This window comes from Ferrovibrio xuzhouensis (assembly GCF_042648965.1).
GTDB lineage: Bacteria > Pseudomonadota > Alphaproteobacteria > Ferrovibrionales > Ferrovibrionaceae > Ferrovibrio > Ferrovibrio xuzhouensis.
This window is the reverse complement of record NZ_JBHRYJ010000001.1, coordinates 1028641-1044806: the sequence shown is the minus strand read 5'-3', so window position 1 is coordinate 1044806 and position 16166 is coordinate 1028641. Positions and strand designations below refer to the sequence as shown.

The window sequence follows — 16166 nt, the reverse complement described above, 5'->3', positions numbered from 1 at the left end:
AGGCTGCCCCCCGTCCGTCGCGGCCGGGGGGCGTGCTTCATGTATTTTCGGCGCTCAGTATTTGCTGGAATAGGGTCGCTGCCAGCCGGCCATGTCGAAAAAGATCACGCCGAGGTCCCGATACGATCCGGCAGGTGGACTCCATCGGTCAACGATGTGATAGCCGGCTTCGTCCCGGCCTTCGACAATCCATTGCTCCCCGTGCAGGCTGTACATGTTCCCCGATGTCGGCAGGTCGCGGAAATGGCTGCGCGACAATATAGCCTGCAGCATGCCCCAATCGACAACTGAAAGCTGCTTGTGCAGGCGATGGAGCGGCAGACCGGGGTCGCCGGCGCCGGTGCCCGACAGCTGGAAGGCATCCAGCGTAACATTGCGGCCCTGCCGCGTGATGCGGATGACCACCGGATTGGCGAGGCTGTTCAACCAGATCAGCCGGTAGCTGGCGGAGTCTCCGGTGGGACAGGACAGTGACGGTTCATTCAGCCTGGCAAGAACAGCGGAATACCATTTGCGCCGCGACCGATCCGACCCTGGATAGTCGGCGGGAAAGGTACCGGCAGGGAAATACGCCTGCTCACCCCTGCATCGCTCGGCGCCTGCCTGCGGGGCCACGGACTTGTGGGTGGCGCAGCCCGTTAGCAGCGACGCCAGGGTAACCGTAATAATGAGTGATCCGATGAATGTTCGTGGGACAGAACCGGTCTTGCCGGCGCCGCCTTGGAAGCAATGACATGTTTGAATCGCGGATTTTATAGCCATGCGAACTCCAGAATGTCGTCAGTAAAAATGCGAATGGTACCTCATGGAAAAGGCTCGCCACCTGTCGCCCGGGGCAGCGGTGGAAAGTGCTCGGGCGGCTCGTGCGCAAGGTCATTGTCCACAAGCAGGCATGGCCGGCCGGGTCTCAAGCCACCGTATGCAATGCGTCATCCCGGCCGCAAAGCCTTTACCGACTGCTGCACTGTTGCAGCCCGTACTGCGGACGGCGTTGATCTGTGTCAAGGCGGCAAGGCGTGTTGAACCGATGAGACGGGTTACGGCCTGACATTGCCGCATCCCGGACCGAGCAAAATCCCTACACGTGCTTGCTGCATATGCTCTGCAAACGGTCTGGTTCGCACAATGTGCCGCTGGGCGCCTATCTACAATGGGTGGAAAGTATCATGCCGATACAGGAATTCATGACAAGCAACGTTTTCACCGTCGGGCCGGCCGCGAGGGTGCGCGATATTGTCAAGCCACTGATCGAAATCCGGCGGGCACTGACCGAGCGCTTTCGCCCGGAATCCTGGGCTCACGCACCCTGTATCAGTGCGTCAGTCCACGATGGGGCTGTCGAACTTCATGGCTTCGTTGATTCTGACAGTTAAAAGCAGGTTTTGCGGATTCTTGCGGAGACATTACCTGGCGTACGCAGTGTGCTGGACCATGTTCAACTTTTCGCGCCTCTAGCGCAGGCATGAACAAGCTGGCAGAGGACAGGATACACGCGAAGATCCAGCAACCACATATCGGGTCCGGTAAAAGCTTTGCCCGATGCTGGTCACGCCGAGGTGGTCGCAGAGCTCTGCAATGCCAGGAGGTGCGGTGGGATCGGCTCTCGCCGGATTCGCATATCGGCTCTCGCAACCAAATCAAAAGCCCGCCAGGTGATCGCCTGGCGGGCTTTTTTGTTGGGTCGGCCGATCGACCGAATGCCGCGTTGCTCCAGATTTGCTCCTCTGCTGCCAGACAGCGGCTCAATGCCGCCGCTCTTGTCTGGTCCGGTCGTCCAGCAGACGGCCAATTAGGGAAGAAGGATATGGCCAGTTTGACGAAGCGCGGATCCACCGACACGGTGCGGATCCGCCGCAAGGGATATCGCCATCTCTATGACGAAAGAACAATCGGCCCTCTGTAGGGAGCAATGTGAAGCGAATAGTACCTCTGTATTGCGACATGGGGCTTTATATGCGGGCCAATTATTATTGATGATGAAATCGAACAAACACATCGAGTTCAGCTCGCTCTGTGACCATAGCGTGAAGTGGACTGTCGATCTGCTCATAGCCCAGGGCCATGCCGCACAGGATAATTCGATCGGCGGGAATTCCTAGGCCATGCCGAATGACGGCATGGTGTTTGGCAAAAGCAAGCTGTGGGCAACTGGCTGGGCCGCCGCCCGCGGCCATGATCATGACATTTTGCATGAACATGCCGATATCGAGCCATGATGCAGCCTCGAGATCCCGGTCGATGGACAGGATCAGACCGACCGGCGCGCCAAAAAACTCGTAATTACGCAGCAATTGTTGGCGAGCGCGGGCCTGATCTTCCTTTTTGATCCCAAGACGTCTGTAGAGTTCCAGGCCGACCTGCCGGCGTCGCTCGGCATAGGGTGAGCGCCATTGCTGCGGATAGTAAGCGAATTCCGCCTGCGCCATGCCGGGGGCACGGCTTTCCGTATCGAGGATGGCGGCAACAAGGCGTTCTCGTGCTGCCTTGGTGACGACATCGACTTTCCAGGGCTGCATGTTGGTGCTGCTCGGTGCCCGCCGTGCGGCAAGCAGAATGCGCTCCACCAGCACCATCGGCACTGGTCGGCTGGAAAAATCCCGTACGCTGCGGCGGCCCACAATAGCGTTCTCAACGGTGTCGGCGGCAACGGCAGGCAAATCGGTATCAGGTGGCGAGGACGGAGCGGGCATGAAAAACCAGGAAGATTAGCGGGCAGGGAAAAACTCCAGGCGAACTGGCGTGGTTACCATGAGCATGTCTTGTGGAAATTAAAGTTGCAATAGATGAATGGTTGGACCATTATGAAGTCAACAAGCGCGCCGCCCCCGATCGCAGGGCGGCGTATGGAGGAAACTGCCCGGAATCGAAGGCGTCAGCCATGAGCCGACCTATCCCCGTTCCTACCGCGGAGACCCGCCGCTTCTGGCAGGCCGGCTTTCGCGGAGAGTTAGTTCTGCCGCATTGCCCGCATTGCAGTCGGTATTTCTTTCCGCCGCCACCACGCTGCCCGGTCTGTCTGAGTTCACGGTTGCAATGGGAAAGGGTCTCGGGATACGGCCGACTGCGGTCATGGACCGATGTCTACCTCGATGCGATATCAGGCCTCTCTGCGCCATTCACGATTGCCGAAGTCGAGCTCAGCGAGCAGAAGGATATTGTTCTGGTGGCTCTTGTCCGCGCTGCGGCTGTGACGGATCTTTCGATCGATCAGGATGTGCAGGTCGTATTCGGCGACGATGTAGATGGCTGTCGCTTTCCGGAGGTCATACCCGCCGGCACGAATCCTGGCGTCGGGCCCATAGCAGCCAATGACACGGTTGCCGGCGGGAACCTGTGATCATGGTGCCGGACCGGGATGTGATCGCGATGATTGGCTTCGGTTCGTCTGAAATCGAGCGCCGGTCGGATCGCGGCATTGCAGCCTTTGCTCTCGATGCCGCGGTGGCCGCCATCGAAGACGCCGGCATCGAACGCGACGATATCGACGGTTATGTGGGCGCGCCATGGGCAACGAATGCCGGGGCACTGCATGCGGAAGGCGGCGATGAGCTGTCTTACCGCCCCGCGGTCAGGCTTCTGGGCATCACCGGCCTGGTCTATGGCGCGGATCTGTATCGGGGCTTTCCGACCGACATGGTCATCGCGGCCGCCCATGCCCTGCGCTCCGGCGATGTCAGATACGTGCTCGGCCTGCGTGCCTTGTACAATCCGAAAGACACGAATTACGCGACGGCGAAGACCGACAGGGCATACGGCGACGACCAGTTTGTCAAACCATTCGGTTATTCCGCTGGTGGGGCGCGCTTCGCGACGCGGCAGCGCCGCTACATGGCCCTGTCCGGTGCCACACGGCGCGACCTGTATGAGGTGATCGCCTCGTCGCGCCGGCATGCGGCGCATAATCCGCTCGCCATATGGAAAGGCCGCATGGTGAACCTCGACGAATATATGGCGGCACCGATGATCGCCTCCCCCCATTGCCTGTTCGACTGCGATATGCCGGTCTGTGGTGCCGCAGCCTTTGTCATGACGACCACCCGGTATCTGCCGGAAGGCTGCCAGCCGGTTTATGTCCGCGGCTGGAGCGGCCATCAGAAGCCACATGCTGTTTTCGAAATGAGCGGGCTGTCGCGCGATGACATCGGCCATTGCCAGCTTTATGACGGATTCTCATCGATGGTCTACGAGTGGATTGAGGCTTTCGGATGGTGCGAGTCGCATCAGGCCTGGAAATACTTCCGCGATGGCCATGCCGAACGAGACGGGAAGATGCCGGTCAACAGCTTCGGTGGCAGTTTGGGCGAAGGCCGGCTGCACGGCATGGGGCATCTGCGCGAGGGATACCTGCAGGTTGCCGGCCGGGCCGGTGACCGGCAACTGGCAGCGAGCGACAATTGCCTGATCCAGGTCGGCCCCTATGACAGTTCATCATTCGTCATTCTGAGCCGTTCCGCAGGACGGGCCTCGTAGAGGCCGGAACCGGCCGAACCTTATGTGTCAGGGAGAAAGCCGATGCTCTCGAAAGAGGATAACGAAACCCTGGTTCGGGTTGGTGCCGGGACGCCGATGGGTGAATTGATGCGCCTGTATTGGATTCCGTTTTTCCTGTCCAAGGATCTGGAGGCCGATGGTCCGCCGCAGCGCGTCAGGCTGCTGGGTGAAGACCTGATCGTCTTCCGCGACACTGATGGAAAAATCGGCCTTGTTGACCACGCCTGTCCGCATCGCGGCGCGCCCCTGGTGTTCGGTCGGAACGAGGATTGCGGGCTGCGTTGCGTTTATCATGGCTGGAAATTCTCGGTTTCGGGCGCTGTCGTGGACATGCCGGCGGAGCCGGAACGGAGTCGCCTGAAGGAAAAGGTCAAGATCAAGGCCTATCCATGTCGGGAGCGGAATGGCGTGGTGTGGACCTATATGGGACCCGACGCCATGCTGCCGCCCCTGCCGAATATGGAGTGGAATCTCGTTCCCGCCGAAAACGTCGTGTTGTCGATGCGGGTGCAGGAATGCAACTGGCTGCAGGCTGTCGAGGGCGAGCTCGACTCCGCCCATGCCCCGATCCTGCATGGCCGGATCGACGCACAGGGCACGATCAGCGAATGGGTGGCAAAGCGCGACCTGCGTCCAGCCTTCGAATGCCTGCGCCAGGAATTCGGCCTCAGTATTGCTGCGCGCCGGGTTTACGACGACCAGACCTTCTATTGGCGGGTCAACCAGTTCCTGTTGCCGTTTTTCACCCTTGTGCCGCCGCAGTCGCAGTATCCGGAGCTCAGCGGGCATGCCTGGGTTCCCATCGACGATGAAAACACGCTGTGCCTGATGTTTTCCTATCACCCGGCGCAGCCCATGTACGAGAAGTCGCGGACAGTATTTGTCGAAGGCCATCAGGGCCGGGAGACCGGGCACGCCAGCCGGCACGCCTTTGCGCCGACCAATCCGTCAATTCCGTATGCCCTGTACAGGACGAAATACACCATGGAGACGGGATACGGCTTCGACTACGACAAGCAGAAGACGACCTGGTTTTCCGGCTTGCCGGGGCTTTGGGTGCAGGATGCGGCCTGCCAGTCGGGCGTTACGCCGATCTATGACCGGACGCAGGAGCATCTGTGTACGAGTGATACCGGCATTGCCATGACGCGTCGTTTGCTGCTCGAGCAGGTCGGCGCGTATCGCAGCAGCCGGGAAAAGCCGAAAAACGCCACCGATCCGAATCTGTTCATGGTGCGGGCGATCTCGGTGAAGCTGCCGAAAGAGACATCCTGGGCCGACGAGGGGCGTCAGTACATGACTGCCGAACTGGGCAAGGATTTCGGATATCAGTTATGACACGTGCAGGCGGAAATGGTCAGGCCGGTCCTCTGGCTGGCGTCAGGGCTGTCGAAATCTCATATCAGGCCGGCGCCGTGGCCGGGCGAATCCTTGCCGATCTCGGCGCGGAGGTCATCAAGATCGAGCCGGATGGCGGCGAGGCGTCACGCATGGCCGAGCCCTGCGCCACCCTGCCGGACGGCGGCCGGATCAGCTATTTCTGGCTCGGATTCAATGTCAGCAAGCGCAGCATGTGCCTGGACCTCGCCACACAGGAAGGCCGTCGGGCCTTCGCCGGGCTTATGACGTCGACGGATATCGTCGTGACCGACTATCAGCGCCTGTCGAAGACAGAGAATGACGAGCTTGCCGCCATGGCCAGGCAGGCCAATCCGTCGATCATATGGACCGAGATATGGCCGTTCGGCCGCGATATTCCCTTTGTGGCGACCGATACGACATTGCAGGCAATGGGCGGTCATCTTTTCCTCAACGGCGATATCGATCGTCCGCCGGTGCCGATCGGCGTGCCCGTCGCCATCATGCAGGGCGGCGCCGAGGCGGCTTCGGCCGCATTGATGGCCTATTATCACCGGCTGAAGACCGGTACCGGCCAGCGGGTCGATATCTCCATACAGGAATGCATCGTATGGACGTTGTTGAACACCACAATGGCCTGGCAACTCCTCGGCCTGACGGAGATGCGCGGTGGCGCCGTCCGCAAGGAGCGCGCGAACAGGTTTTACACCCGGCTGGTCTGGCCGTGCCGCGACGGCCACATATTCTTCGGACCTGTCGGCGGCGGAGGCGGTGCGGCACGGGAAAAGTCGTATGCGGCCCTGGTTGCATGGATGAGGGAAGAGGGCGCCGCCGACGCCATTCTCATGGCACAGGACTGGAACGGACCGGAGCAGTTTTCCATACCCCAGACCGACTATGACGCGGTCACCGACGTGATTGGTCGCTTTATTCAGACGAAGACGGTGGATGAGCTGATGGAGCGCGCGGTGAAGGACCGCATCCTTCTGGCGCCGGTCGCTGGGGTGTCCCAGATCCTGCAGAACAAGAATGCCCGCCACCGCGGGTTCTACGACCTGCTCGAAGATGCCGGCCGTGCGCTCCGGATCGAATATCCGGCGCGCTGGGCGAAGTTCAGCGAGACGCCGCTTTGCGATGTCAGGGCGGCGCCGGCCGTGGGAGAAGCCTGAGTTATGGCGGAAGGCATCTTTTCTGGACTCAATGTGGCCGATTTCACCTGGGCGGCGGCAGGTCCGATCATCACGAAGCAGCTGGCCGATAACGGCGCGACTGTCATCAAGATCGAATCGGAGCGGCATCCGGACAGCGTCCGGTTGGGCGGACCGTTTCTGCGTGACCGGCCGGGAATCAACCGCAGTGGCTTTTTTGCCGATTTCAACAGCTCGAAACTGAGCCTTGCCGTCGACATGACCCATGCGCGCGCATCCGAAGTGGTCACGCCGTTGATCGAATGGGCGGATATCGTCGCCGAAAGCTTCCTGCCCGGCGTCATGGAGCGCTGGGGGTACGGCTATGAGGCGGTACGGAAAATGAATCCGCGGGTCATCATGCTGAGCTCGTCGCTGTATGGAGGCGACGGGCCATGGAGCCGGCATCCCGGCTATGGCGCCCAGGGGCAGGCCCTGGCAGGTCTGCATGGCCTGACGGGCTGGCCCGACCGGCCGCCGGCGGCACCGAAGGGGGCTTATACGGATTCCGTCTCGCCGCGTTTCGGCACGGCTGCCCTGCTGGCGGCGCTGATCCATCGCGAGAAAACCGGACTGGGCCAGTATATCGAGCTGTCGCAGATCGAAACGACAACCATGCTGCTGACGCCGCAACTGCTGGAATACCAGATCAGTGGTGTCGAGCAGGAAAGGCGCGGAACGGAAAAGCCGGAGTCCATTCTGCATGGTGTCTATCCATGCGATGGCGACGAAAGGTGGATCGCGATCGAGGTGGAAAACGACGAGCAGTGGGCCGGGCTGCTGCGGGTGCTGCGGCAGAAAACGATGCCGCAGTCCCTGATCGACCTCGCGGCCGGCGATGCGCGGCCGATGGGCGCGGAACTGGACCGGGCCATGGGGCAGGCCACGGGGCACTGGGATGCCTTCCGGCTGATGGATGCCCTGCTGTCCGCCGGCGTGCCGGCCGGCGTGGCCCTGAAGGGATCGGACCTTCTCGAAGACCGCTTTCTGCGGGCCCGGCGGCATTTCTGGCCGCTGACGCACCGGGAAATGGGCATGCTCGACTATAACGGCCCGGCCTACCGGTTCGAGAAGACGCCATCCTGCCTGTCGAAGGCGGCCCCCTGTCTGGGAGAACATACCGACGAGATGCTTCAGGACGTACTCGGTTTCACGGACCGCCGGATCGACGCGTTGCGGGCCGCCGGAGTGCTGCGCTGATGCTTGACGCCGCCGGTAGAGTCCCGCCCGGCGGGGCGGGTCGGTAGCCCGTCATGGCGACTACATCCTGTATCGTCAAGGTTTCCGGCATCACTCCGGAAACGGACCGAGTCAGCGCGTTCGAGCTGACTGCCCCGGATGGTGGCGCGCTGCCGCCGTTTACCGCGGGCGCCCATATCGATCTGCATCTGGGCAACGGCCTTGTGCGAAGCTATTCGCTGCTCAACGACCCGGTCGAAGATCGTCGCTATGTCATCGCCGTTCAGAAGGAGGTCGATGGACGAGGCGGGTCTCTTTATATGCATGATGTGCTCAGGATCGGCGATACCCTGAAGGCGGACTGCACGGAGAACCGTTTCGGATTGTGCGAGGATGCGCAGCATTCGGTTCTGATCGCCGGCGGCATCGGCATCACGCCGCTGATGGCGATGGTGGCGAGACTGCGGCGGCTGAACCGGTCGTGGGAGCTGCATTATGTTGCCAGGATGCGACGGGACGCAGCCTTCATCGGTGCGCTGGAAGCTTTTGGTGACTGGAATCCGTCGCCGGTCAGGTTTTACGCGACGAGGGAGGCCGGCGGTGGCCGGCCGGATATTGCTGCGATCGTGGCGGCTGCCGGGTCGGGAACGCATTTCTATTGCTGCGGGCCGCTGCCGATGCTGAAGGATTTCGAGACCGCGGCGCCGGCCGATGCGGCCGGCCGTTTTCACAGGGAACATTTCTCATCCGAGGAAGCGCCGGCCCTGTATGGCGGGTTCGAAGTCGAGTTGCGGCGCAGCGGAAAGGTTCTCACGGTCACTCCCGGCAAGACCATCCTGGATACCCTTCTCGAGCACAAGGTCAGCGTCAGCTTCTCGTGTTCGGAAGGCATCTGCGGCAGCTGCTTGACGGCTGTTATCGATGGTGTTCCGGACCACAGGGACCAGTTCCTCACGGATGAAGAGAAAGCTGGGAATGGCAGCATCATGATCTGCTGCTCCGGCGCCAGATCGCAAAGGCTCGTTCTGGATCTTTGAAAAAAGCGTCCGTCCGGGTCGGGCAGGCAGGAGAGAGCGGCATGGGACCATTGACCGGTTACAGGATCGTCGAGATGGCCGGGATCGGGCCCGGTCCGTTTTGCGCCATGATGCTGGCCGACATGGGCGCTGAGGTCATCCGCATCGACCGGCCTGAAGCCGGCGACCTCGGCATCCGGCGCGATCCGCGCTACAGCATTACCAACAGGGGGCGCCGTTCCCTTGTGATCGACCTGAAGAAGTCGGCCGGCGTCGAGGTGGTTCGCAGGCTGCTCGGACATGCGGACGGCCTGATCGAGGGGTACAGGCCGGGCGTAATGGAGCGCCTCGGCCTTGGGCCGGATGTCTGTCACGCGATCAACCCGAAGCTGGTCTATGGCCGCATGACCGGCTGGGGTCAGGATGGTCCGCTGTCCGCGGCGGCGGGGCACGACCTCAATTATATCGCGCTGTCCGGCGCGCTGTATCCGATCGGCCCCGAAGGCAGCCCGCCGCCACCGCCGCTCAATCTGGTCGGCGATTTTGGTGGCGGCGCGATGTATCTGGCTTTCGGCCTGGTCTGCGGCCTGCTGGAAGCGACGCGATCGGGCAAGGGGCAGATGGTCGATGCCGCCATCGTCGATGGCGTCTCGTCGCTGATGAGCTTCGTTTACGGCTATATGGCGGGTGGCTACTGGTCCGAACGACGCGGCACCAATATCCTCGATGGCAGCGTGCCGTGGTACGCGTCCTATGAGACGAGCGATGGCCGCTATATCGCGATCGCGGCCGTGGAGGCACGTTTCTACAGGCAGCTTGTCGAGAAGCTGGGGCTGGGCGAGGCCGAGATCGGGAAGCAGCATGACCGGTCGGCCTGGCCCGGGTTGAAGCAGACCTTTGCCGATATTTTCAGGACCCGGACCCGGCAGGACTGGTCCGATCTGCTGGAAGGCACGGATGTCTGCTTCGCGCCGGTCCTGACGCCGCAGGAGGTGCCGCTCCATCCGCATATCCGGGCGCGCGGGAATTTTATCGAGGTGGACGGCATCATCCAGCCGGGCCCGGCACCGCAATTCAGCCGCACGCCGGGCGCTGTGCAGGGACCGCCGCCCCAACCGGGCCAGCATACGGCTGCGATCCTGGCGGAATGGGGATTCGGCGATGACGAGATCCGCTGCCTGCAGGACAGCGCCGCGATCCGGTAACGGCACTGGCTGTTATTGACAGCCGGAAAAATAGAATGGTAGAACCAATAAAAGCCTACGTGGGTCCCGCGGCCGCGGCCAGCGGCCTACGCGCTGCGCAAGACATCAAAAAACAGGCCGGGCCTCGCCACTGAGAGAGCAGGCGGCACGGCGCCAACGGAGGAAGCGCATGAATTTCGATTTGCCGCCGGAGATCGCCGAGATCCAGTCCGTGACCAGCAATCTCGTCCGCTCGCTGCTTCGGTACGAACCGAAGTTCCACGAAACCGGCGAGGTCGATCCCGACGTCAATCGCCAATTGCTGGACCTCGGCTTTTACGCCCTGCCATTTCCGGAGGAATTCGGCGGCAGCAACCTCGGCGCCCTGGCCAAGGTCGTCGTGCAGGCCGAGCTGGCGCATCTGCCGCCGCAATTCTGGGCCGAGATGCGGGCCCTGCATGGCCCGGCATCGAAGACGCTGGTGCGACACGGCAGTGTGGCGCAGAAGCAGCACTGGCTGCCGGCCATGATCCGCGGCGAATGCCCCGTCGCCTTCGCGCTGACGGAAGCGGATGGCGGCTCCGATGTGTCCGCGATCAAGACCCGCGCCGTTCGCGATGGCGACGGATGGATTCTGAGCGGCCGGAAGATGTTCATTTCCAATGCGCACAAGGCGAAGCTCATCACCGTCTATGCCTATACGGACCGGGCGGCCGGTATCCGGAATGGCCTGTCGGCCTTTCTGGTCGACACCGCAACCCCGGGTTTCCGCATCACCCGCAATATCAAACTGATGGGAACCGCAAGTCCGGGCGTGGCCGAGCTGGAATTCGACGATTGCCGTCTGCCGGCAGACAGCCTGCTGGGGGAGGAGGGCAAGGCATTCGGCTATGCCATGGAGTGTCTGAATGAGGGGCGGCTTACGGTCGGCGCCAATGCGGTGGGCATGGGCGCTAAGGCCCTTGAAGAAGCCATATCATTTGCCAGGCAGCGGCAGGCCTTCGGCAAGCCGATTGCCGGGTTTCAGGCGATCCAGCATATGCTGGCCGATATGAGCGTCGATATCCATGCCGCGCGCCAGATGTTGCTCGATGCGGCCTGGCGATACGATGAAGGCAAGGTTTCGGTCGAATTATGCTCGATGGTCAAGCTGTTCTGCAGCGAGGCGGGCGGCCGCGTCGTCGACAAGGGGTTGCAGATATTCGGCGGCACCGGATATTGCACCGGCACGGTGATCGAGCGCCTGTATCGCGATGTCCGTGTCACGCGGATATACGAGGGATCGTCGGAAATCCAGCGCAATCTGATCGCGAAAAAACTGCTGCAGTAGGCCGGCCGCGGCCTCTAGGCCGGACCGAAAACGCCGGCGCCCGCCAGTTCCGATATTTCGCTCTCGGAGAGTCCGAGTGCCGCCTTCAGTACGGCATGGGTGTCGGCACCGAGCGGCGGGACGTTCGACCCGACGGATATTTCCGCCGCCGAGAACTTGAACGGCAGATTCGTGACGCGGAACGTACCGGCCGCATCCTGCACGAAAGGCAGGCTGTTGCGATTCAGTGCATCCATATCATCAATGGCTTCAGAAACCGTCCGGTAGCGGGAGCAGGGCACACCGGACTCGTTCAGGAAGCGCTCGCATTCCCCCGCCGTGCGGGTCATGGTCCATTCTTCGATCAGGAAAAACAGTTCGTCCCAGTTCTCGAGGCGCGCTGTGGAAGAAGAAAAACGCGGGTCGTTTTTCCATTCCGGGCGGCCAATGGCGACGAACAGGTTGTCGAAATTGTAGTTGCTGACGGCAGCAATGATGACAAAACCGTCCTTCGCGCGGGACGGCTTGTACATCGGCCGTCGCCTGGAAGCGGGGAACTGAGCGTTCTGCAGTTCGAAGACGAGCAGGCTGAACATGCTCTCTGCCAGGGTCACATCGATATGCTGACCGGTTCCGGTCTTCTGGCGATGCACCAGCGCCGCCGAGACCGAGAAGCCGGCGTATATGGCGGCCAGCACATCGGCGATGAAGATGCCGGTATTCGCCGGCCGGTCCTGGCCGTCCTGGTAGCTCATGTTGGTCAGGTCAAAGCCGCTGGCGGCGTGGACGATCTGTGCGAAGGCCGGGCGGCTGGCGGCTTCCCCGGTCTGTCCGAAGCCGGAAATCGAACAGTAGATCAGCCGCGGGTTCAGAGGCTGCAGCTGGCTGAAGCTCAGGCCAAGGCGGTCCATGACGCCGGGGCGGAAATTCTCGATCAGGATATCGGCGGTCTTGACCAGATCCCGCACCAGATTCACGGCAGCCGGATTCTTAAGGTCAAGCGCAATGCTTTTCTTGCCGGCATTCAGGTGGCCGAAATAGCAGCTGTTGCCGGCGCGTAGCGGCGGCCGGCTGCGCATGTAGTCGCCTTCCGGTGGTTCGATCTTGATGACCTCTGCCCCCAGATCCGCCAGCCAGCGACTGCAATAGGGGCCGGCCATCATGGAGGTGAAGTCGAGAACGCGCAGGTCGCCGAATGGCCGGCTGGTATGCCCGGCATGGAGCGAATGGCTCATGTGTTCGGCCCCTCCCGTGGCCCGGCGGGCGGGAACGCAGGCCAGCCGTCAGCCGATTAGGTTTGGAATTGCCATTTTTGGCAAAATGGTAGGACCATTCTGGTGCGGGGCCGGGAGATGTCAAGATTTTTGCCGAATCAGGGCTGCTTTTTCGTGCCGCGCCGATTGGCCTGGCCGCCGGCCCAGCTGCGTCCGATCTCGCGATAACGATCCTCGAGGCGGAGCAGATGGGACTCCATTTCAGCCACCGCGCGGTCGCTGTCACGCTCCTTGATATATTTCAGCAGACGACGGCGTGACTGCAGGGTGGCTTCCTGTCTTTCCGGGCCGATCCGGTTGACGAAATGCCGCATCGTCTCCATGAGCGACGCGACAATGGGGATGAGGACTGGGTTATGGGTCGCTTGCGCGAGCAGGATGTGAAACTCAATATTCACATGGGCCTTGCGTTCGAATTCGCCGGCGTGGAAGAGGCGCTCCGCTTCCTGCACATTCGCGTCGAGCTTGGCGATGTCTTCCTCGGTCGCGCGTTCGACGGCGACGCGTGTGCTGATCGACTGGATCCACAGGCGGGCTTCGGTGAGCTGGGCTAGTGATATGCTGCCAAGCCGCAGCAGGTCGCCCATGGTATTCGCGACAACATTCGGGTCGCCTTCGCGGATGAAGGCCCCGCCTTTCGCGCCCTTCTTCAGAATGACGATGCCGGCAATCTCCAGGGTCCGCAGGGCCTCGCGAACCGCGTTCCGTCCGACCTTGAACTGATCGGCAAGGGTCCGTTCCGGCGGCAGTTTATCTCCGGGCTTGAAGACGCCAGCGCTGAGCTGCGCCCGGATCTGCTCGGCAATTTCCTCGAAGATACGGCGTGACCGTACACGCTGGAAGGTGGGATCGGCCGCAGGCGCCGGCGTAGAGGCGAGGGTGGTTTTCTCCCCGGTCTTCGTCCGGGTCGTCTGGGTCTTGCGGGCGGTTCGCGCTACCAAGGGGATGATCCGTATATCAGTGGCTGATGGTCTGCGACCATATATCCAATGTCAGCACCATTGGAAAGTTTCTCTGTGGAACGGCATATAATTCCACTACAGTAATAGTTTAGCGAATCCGGCGATGGGATGCCGAAGTCGGGGCTGACGGTCATGACGATTCGGCCGCCTTCCGGCTGCGTCGGCCGTCCCTTTCCAATCTGAGAGGTTTTTTCTTTGTCCAAACGTCCGTCCACGGCCAATACGCTCGTGCTCCCGCCTTTCGGCCCGGTCCGCACGCGGCGTGTATTCGAGGACATATGCGACCAGATCCGCGGCCAGGTGCTGGCGGGCATTTTGCGCCCAGGCGACAAGCTGCCGGCCGAACGGGAACTGGCCGAGCAGTTCGGCGTTAGCCGCACGGCCGTGCGGGAAGCATTGCGCAGCCTCGAAATCGCCGGTGTCGTCAAGCTGCAGAAGGGCGTCAAGGGCGGGGCGTTCATACAGGGCGGCAGCCCCGGAGTTCTGACGCAATCAATCCGCGACATGGTCGCGCTCGGCAGGATCTCTCTCGAAAGCCTGACGGAAGCGCGGCTGTTCATTTGCGATATCGTGGTCCGCCTGGCTTGTCAGCGCGGGAAGGAGGCGGATTTCCGGGCCCTCGATGACAATATTCAGCTGACCGAGGAGCTGGAGCGGATGCAGGAGAACCTGCGCCGGACCGAAGCCGTGGTGGATTTCTACCGCCTGCTGGCCAATGCAGCCCATAACGAGGTCTTGAGCATTCTCATGCTCTCCACCGCGGAGATCGTGCGCCAGGTTCTTGCCCGCCTGGCACCGGCCCCGAGTGCAGGCCTGTTCGAGAGCCGCAGGCGGCTGGTGCAATATCTGCGGGCCCGTGACGAGGAGAAGGCGGTTGCCGAAATCACCGCACATCTCAAACGCATTCACCGCTATATCCTGCGGCAGGAGAAACTCAGGAACATCTGAAAGTCGGCTGCAGCGGTTCGTTGGAATAAACCGCTGCAGCCAGGCAGGTTACTTGATCCCGAAGCCCTTCAGGATAGCCTTGCCGACAGCCTTCTCGGGAGGCCACACGGTGACAATTTTCTCATCCTGGAACTGGGTGATCACAGTCGCCCGGCCAGTATTACGGCCATGTTCATCGAACTTCACGAAGTTCGAGCTCACGACCATGTCCTCCGGCTTGATGTCTACCGAGCCGAGGCCCTTGGCGATGGCATCGGGTTTGGTGCTGCCGGCCTTTTCAAGTGCAGCCGCGATCACCATCATGCCCTGGTAGGGGATCGCAGAATTCAGCGTCAGCGGCATGCTGAACCGCTTCTCGAAAGCGGCGGTAACTACTTTTGCCTTCGGCCGGTCAGCGCTGAAGGGCGTGGTGGCGAACTGCCAGTTCACCAAGGGGCCGATTTGTTCGACCAGCTTGGGGTCGCTGGCCATGCCGCCGGTGGCAACCACGATCGGGTGGAAGTCAAGCTGGTCGAGAGCTTTCGAGAGCAGGACGCCATTCCGGAAATACCCGACCGCCATGACGACGTCCGGCGCGGAGGCCTTCAGCTTCAGAACCGGCTGAACATAGTCTTGTGCCCGATCACTGACCTCAACGGAGCTGACAAGCTTGGCGTCGGTTCGCTTGTCAAAGCCGTCTTCGACCAGCTTCAGAAGTGATTTTCCGTACTCATTGCCCGGATAGATAAAGCCAACCTTGTTCTTCTTCGGATCGAGCTTCAGGACCATGTCGAGGGCCTGGAACAGGCCGTTTGAATAGTCGGAGTCAATCAGCGTCGTCGACCAGACCCATTTGAAGCCGCGGCCAGTGATTGCCTCGTTCTGTGCGAGGGTATTGACCATCGGGATGCCGTATTTCTCGGCCACCTGAGTCATGGGCAGCGACTCACCTGACGTGGCCGGTCCGGCCACCATGACCACCTTTTCCTGGGTGATCAGGCGTTCCGCTTCGCTCGCGGCGTTGATCGGCTTGGATTGGCTGTCGCCGAATATCAGCTCGATCTTGGCGCCGTGCATGCTCTTGATGCCACCGGCGGCATTGATCTGCTCACTGGCCAGTTCCATGCCGCGTTTGCAGTCTTCACCGGCTACGGCGTAAGGCCCGGTAAGCGGGTAGACCACGCCGATCTTGATGTTTTCCGCTGCATGACTGGCCGTACTGAACGCAAAAAGTGCCGTTGCGGCAAGTAGTGTCCTTCTCATGATCGCTCCTCCTTT

The 16166-nt window shown here is 61.5% G+C and carries 15 protein-coding genes; 10 read left to right on the top strand and 5 right to left on the bottom strand.

The window, feature by feature from the left end; genetic code table 11:
* Nucleotides 1-54 precede the first annotated feature (54 nt).
* Nucleotides 55-762, bottom strand: a complete 708-nt coding sequence (locus ACFOOQ_RS05115) for a hypothetical protein (RefSeq protein ID WP_379722493.1) — start codon at nt 760-762, stop codon at nt 55-57.
* Between the two features lie 700 nt (nt 763-1462).
* Here ACFOOQ_RS05115 and ACFOOQ_RS05110 point away from each other — a divergent pair.
* A complete protein-coding gene (locus ACFOOQ_RS05110; RefSeq protein WP_379722490.1) occupies nt 1463-1903 on the top strand; it encodes a hypothetical protein in 441 nt (146 codons plus the stop codon).
* 64 nt (nt 1904-1967) lie between these two features.
* On the opposite strand, the gene ACFOOQ_RS05105 is transcribed toward ACFOOQ_RS05110, so the two are convergent.
* The gene (locus ACFOOQ_RS05105) at nt 1968-2657 is read right to left on the bottom strand and encodes a nitroreductase (protein ID WP_379722488.1); all 690 of its coding nucleotides are present in this window, start codon (nt 2655-2657) and stop codon (nt 1968-1970) included.
* A 104-nt stretch (nt 2658-2761) separates the two neighbouring features.
* On the opposite strand from ACFOOQ_RS05105, the gene ACFOOQ_RS05100 reads away from it, so the two are divergent.
* From ACFOOQ_RS05100 to ACFOOQ_RS05065, 8 genes are all read left to right on the top strand, one after another.
* Nucleotides 2762-3337, top strand: coding sequence for a Zn-ribbon domain-containing OB-fold protein (locus ACFOOQ_RS05100; protein ID WP_379722485.1), 576 nt, complete (start codon nt 2762-2764; stop codon nt 3335-3337).
* A 2-nt stretch (nt 3338-3339) separates the two neighbouring features.
* Nucleotides 3340-4470, top strand: coding sequence for a thiolase family protein (locus ACFOOQ_RS05095; protein ID WP_379725336.1), 1131 nt, complete (start codon nt 3340-3342; stop codon nt 4468-4470).
* A gap of 42 nt (nt 4471-4512) precedes the next feature.
* A complete protein-coding gene (locus tag ACFOOQ_RS05090; RefSeq protein WP_379722482.1) occupies nt 4513-5829 on the top strand; it encodes a Rieske 2Fe-2S domain-containing protein in 1317 nt (438 codons plus the stop codon).
* The gene (locus tag ACFOOQ_RS05085; RefSeq protein WP_379722480.1) at nt 5826-7019 is read left to right on the top strand and encodes a CoA transferase; all 1194 of its coding nucleotides are present in this window, start codon (nt 5826-5828) and stop codon (nt 7017-7019) included. The genes ACFOOQ_RS05090 and ACFOOQ_RS05085 overlap by 4 nt, the downstream gene beginning before the upstream one ends.
* A 3-nt stretch (nt 7020-7022) precedes the next feature.
* Nucleotides 7023-8237, top strand: a complete 1215-nt coding sequence (locus tag ACFOOQ_RS05080; protein ID WP_379722478.1) for a CaiB/BaiF CoA transferase family protein — start codon at nt 7023-7025, stop codon at nt 8235-8237.
* A 53-nt stretch (nt 8238-8290) separates the two neighbouring features.
* Nucleotides 8291-9253: a PDR/VanB family oxidoreductase gene (locus ACFOOQ_RS05075; RefSeq protein WP_379722476.1), complete on the top strand. Its 963-nt coding sequence runs from the start codon at nt 8291-8293 to the stop codon at nt 9251-9253.
* A 41-nt stretch (nt 9254-9294) separates the two neighbouring features.
* Nucleotides 9295-10437, top strand: coding sequence for a CaiB/BaiF CoA transferase family protein (locus ACFOOQ_RS05070; RefSeq protein WP_379722475.1), 1143 nt, complete (start codon nt 9295-9297; stop codon nt 10435-10437).
* A 169-nt stretch (nt 10438-10606) separates the two neighbouring features.
* Entirely contained in the window at nt 10607-11746 is a 1140-nt protein-coding gene (locus tag ACFOOQ_RS05065) for an acyl-CoA dehydrogenase family protein (RefSeq protein ID WP_379722474.1), read from the top strand.
* A gap of 14 nt (nt 11747-11760) precedes the next feature.
* Here ACFOOQ_RS05065 and ACFOOQ_RS05060 read toward each other — a convergent pair whose 3' ends face one another.
* Together ACFOOQ_RS05060 and ACFOOQ_RS05055 are read right to left on the bottom strand one after the other, a co-directional pair.
* Entirely contained in the window at nt 11761-12960 is a 1200-nt protein-coding gene (locus ACFOOQ_RS05060) for a CaiB/BaiF CoA transferase family protein (protein ID WP_379722472.1), read from the bottom strand.
* A gap of 137 nt (nt 12961-13097) precedes the next feature.
* Nucleotides 13098-13940 carry a FadR/GntR family transcriptional regulator gene (locus ACFOOQ_RS05055; RefSeq protein ID WP_379722470.1) on the bottom strand — a complete coding sequence of 281 codons (843 nt, stop codon included), beginning with the start codon at nt 13938-13940 and terminating at the stop codon, nt 13098-13100.
* Nucleotides 13941-14156: 216 nt separating this feature from the next.
* On the opposite strand from ACFOOQ_RS05055, the gene ACFOOQ_RS05050 reads away from it, so the two are divergent.
* On the top strand, nt 14157-14909 hold the full coding sequence (locus ACFOOQ_RS05050; RefSeq protein ID WP_379722468.1) for a FadR/GntR family transcriptional regulator: 753 nt from the start codon (nt 14157-14159) through the stop codon (nt 14907-14909).
* A gap of 48 nt (nt 14910-14957) precedes the next feature.
* On the opposite strand, the gene ACFOOQ_RS05045 is transcribed toward ACFOOQ_RS05050, so the two are convergent.
* Nucleotides 14958-16151 carry an ABC transporter substrate-binding protein gene (locus tag ACFOOQ_RS05045; RefSeq protein ID WP_379722466.1) on the bottom strand — a complete coding sequence of 398 codons (1194 nt, stop codon included), beginning with the start codon at nt 16149-16151 and terminating at the stop codon, nt 14958-14960.
* Nucleotides 16152-16166 lie beyond the last annotated feature (15 nt).

What these genes read in the sequence shown, in the direction of transcription:
- ACFOOQ_RS05115 (WP_379722493.1), bottom strand. Translation starts at nt 762, where the DNA reads ATGGCTATAAAATCCGCGATTCAAACATGTCATTGCTTCCAAGGCGGC.
- ACFOOQ_RS05110 (WP_379722490.1), top strand. Translation starts at nt 1,463, where the DNA reads ATGAACAAGCTGGCAGAGGACAGGATACACGCGAAGATCCAGCAACCA.
- ACFOOQ_RS05095 (WP_379725336.1), top strand. Translation starts at nt 3,340, where the DNA reads ATGGTGCCGGACCGGGATGTGATCGCGATGATTGGCTTCGGTTCGTCT.
- ACFOOQ_RS05090 (WP_379722482.1), top strand. Translation starts at nt 4,513, where the DNA reads ATGCTCTCGAAAGAGGATAACGAAACCCTGGTTCGGGTTGGTGCCGGG.
- ACFOOQ_RS05085 (WP_379722480.1), top strand. Translation starts at nt 5,826, where the DNA reads ATGACACGTGCAGGCGGAAATGGTCAGGCCGGTCCTCTGGCTGGCGTC.
- ACFOOQ_RS05080 (WP_379722478.1), top strand. Translation starts at nt 7,023, where the DNA reads ATGGCGGAAGGCATCTTTTCTGGACTCAATGTGGCCGATTTCACCTGG.
- ACFOOQ_RS05075 (WP_379722476.1), top strand. Translation starts at nt 8,291, where the DNA reads ATGGCGACTACATCCTGTATCGTCAAGGTTTCCGGCATCACTCCGGAA.
- ACFOOQ_RS05070 (WP_379722475.1), top strand. Translation starts at nt 9,295, where the DNA reads ATGGGACCATTGACCGGTTACAGGATCGTCGAGATGGCCGGGATCGGG.
- ACFOOQ_RS05065 (WP_379722474.1), top strand. Translation starts at nt 10,607, where the DNA reads ATGAATTTCGATTTGCCGCCGGAGATCGCCGAGATCCAGTCCGTGACC.
- ACFOOQ_RS05060 (WP_379722472.1), bottom strand. Translation starts at nt 12,960, where the DNA reads ATGAGCCATTCGCTCCATGCCGGGCATACCAGCCGGCCATTCGGCGAC.
- ACFOOQ_RS05045 (WP_379722466.1), bottom strand. Translation starts at nt 16,151, where the DNA reads ATGAGAAGGACACTACTTGCCGCAACGGCACTTTTTGCGTTCAGTACG.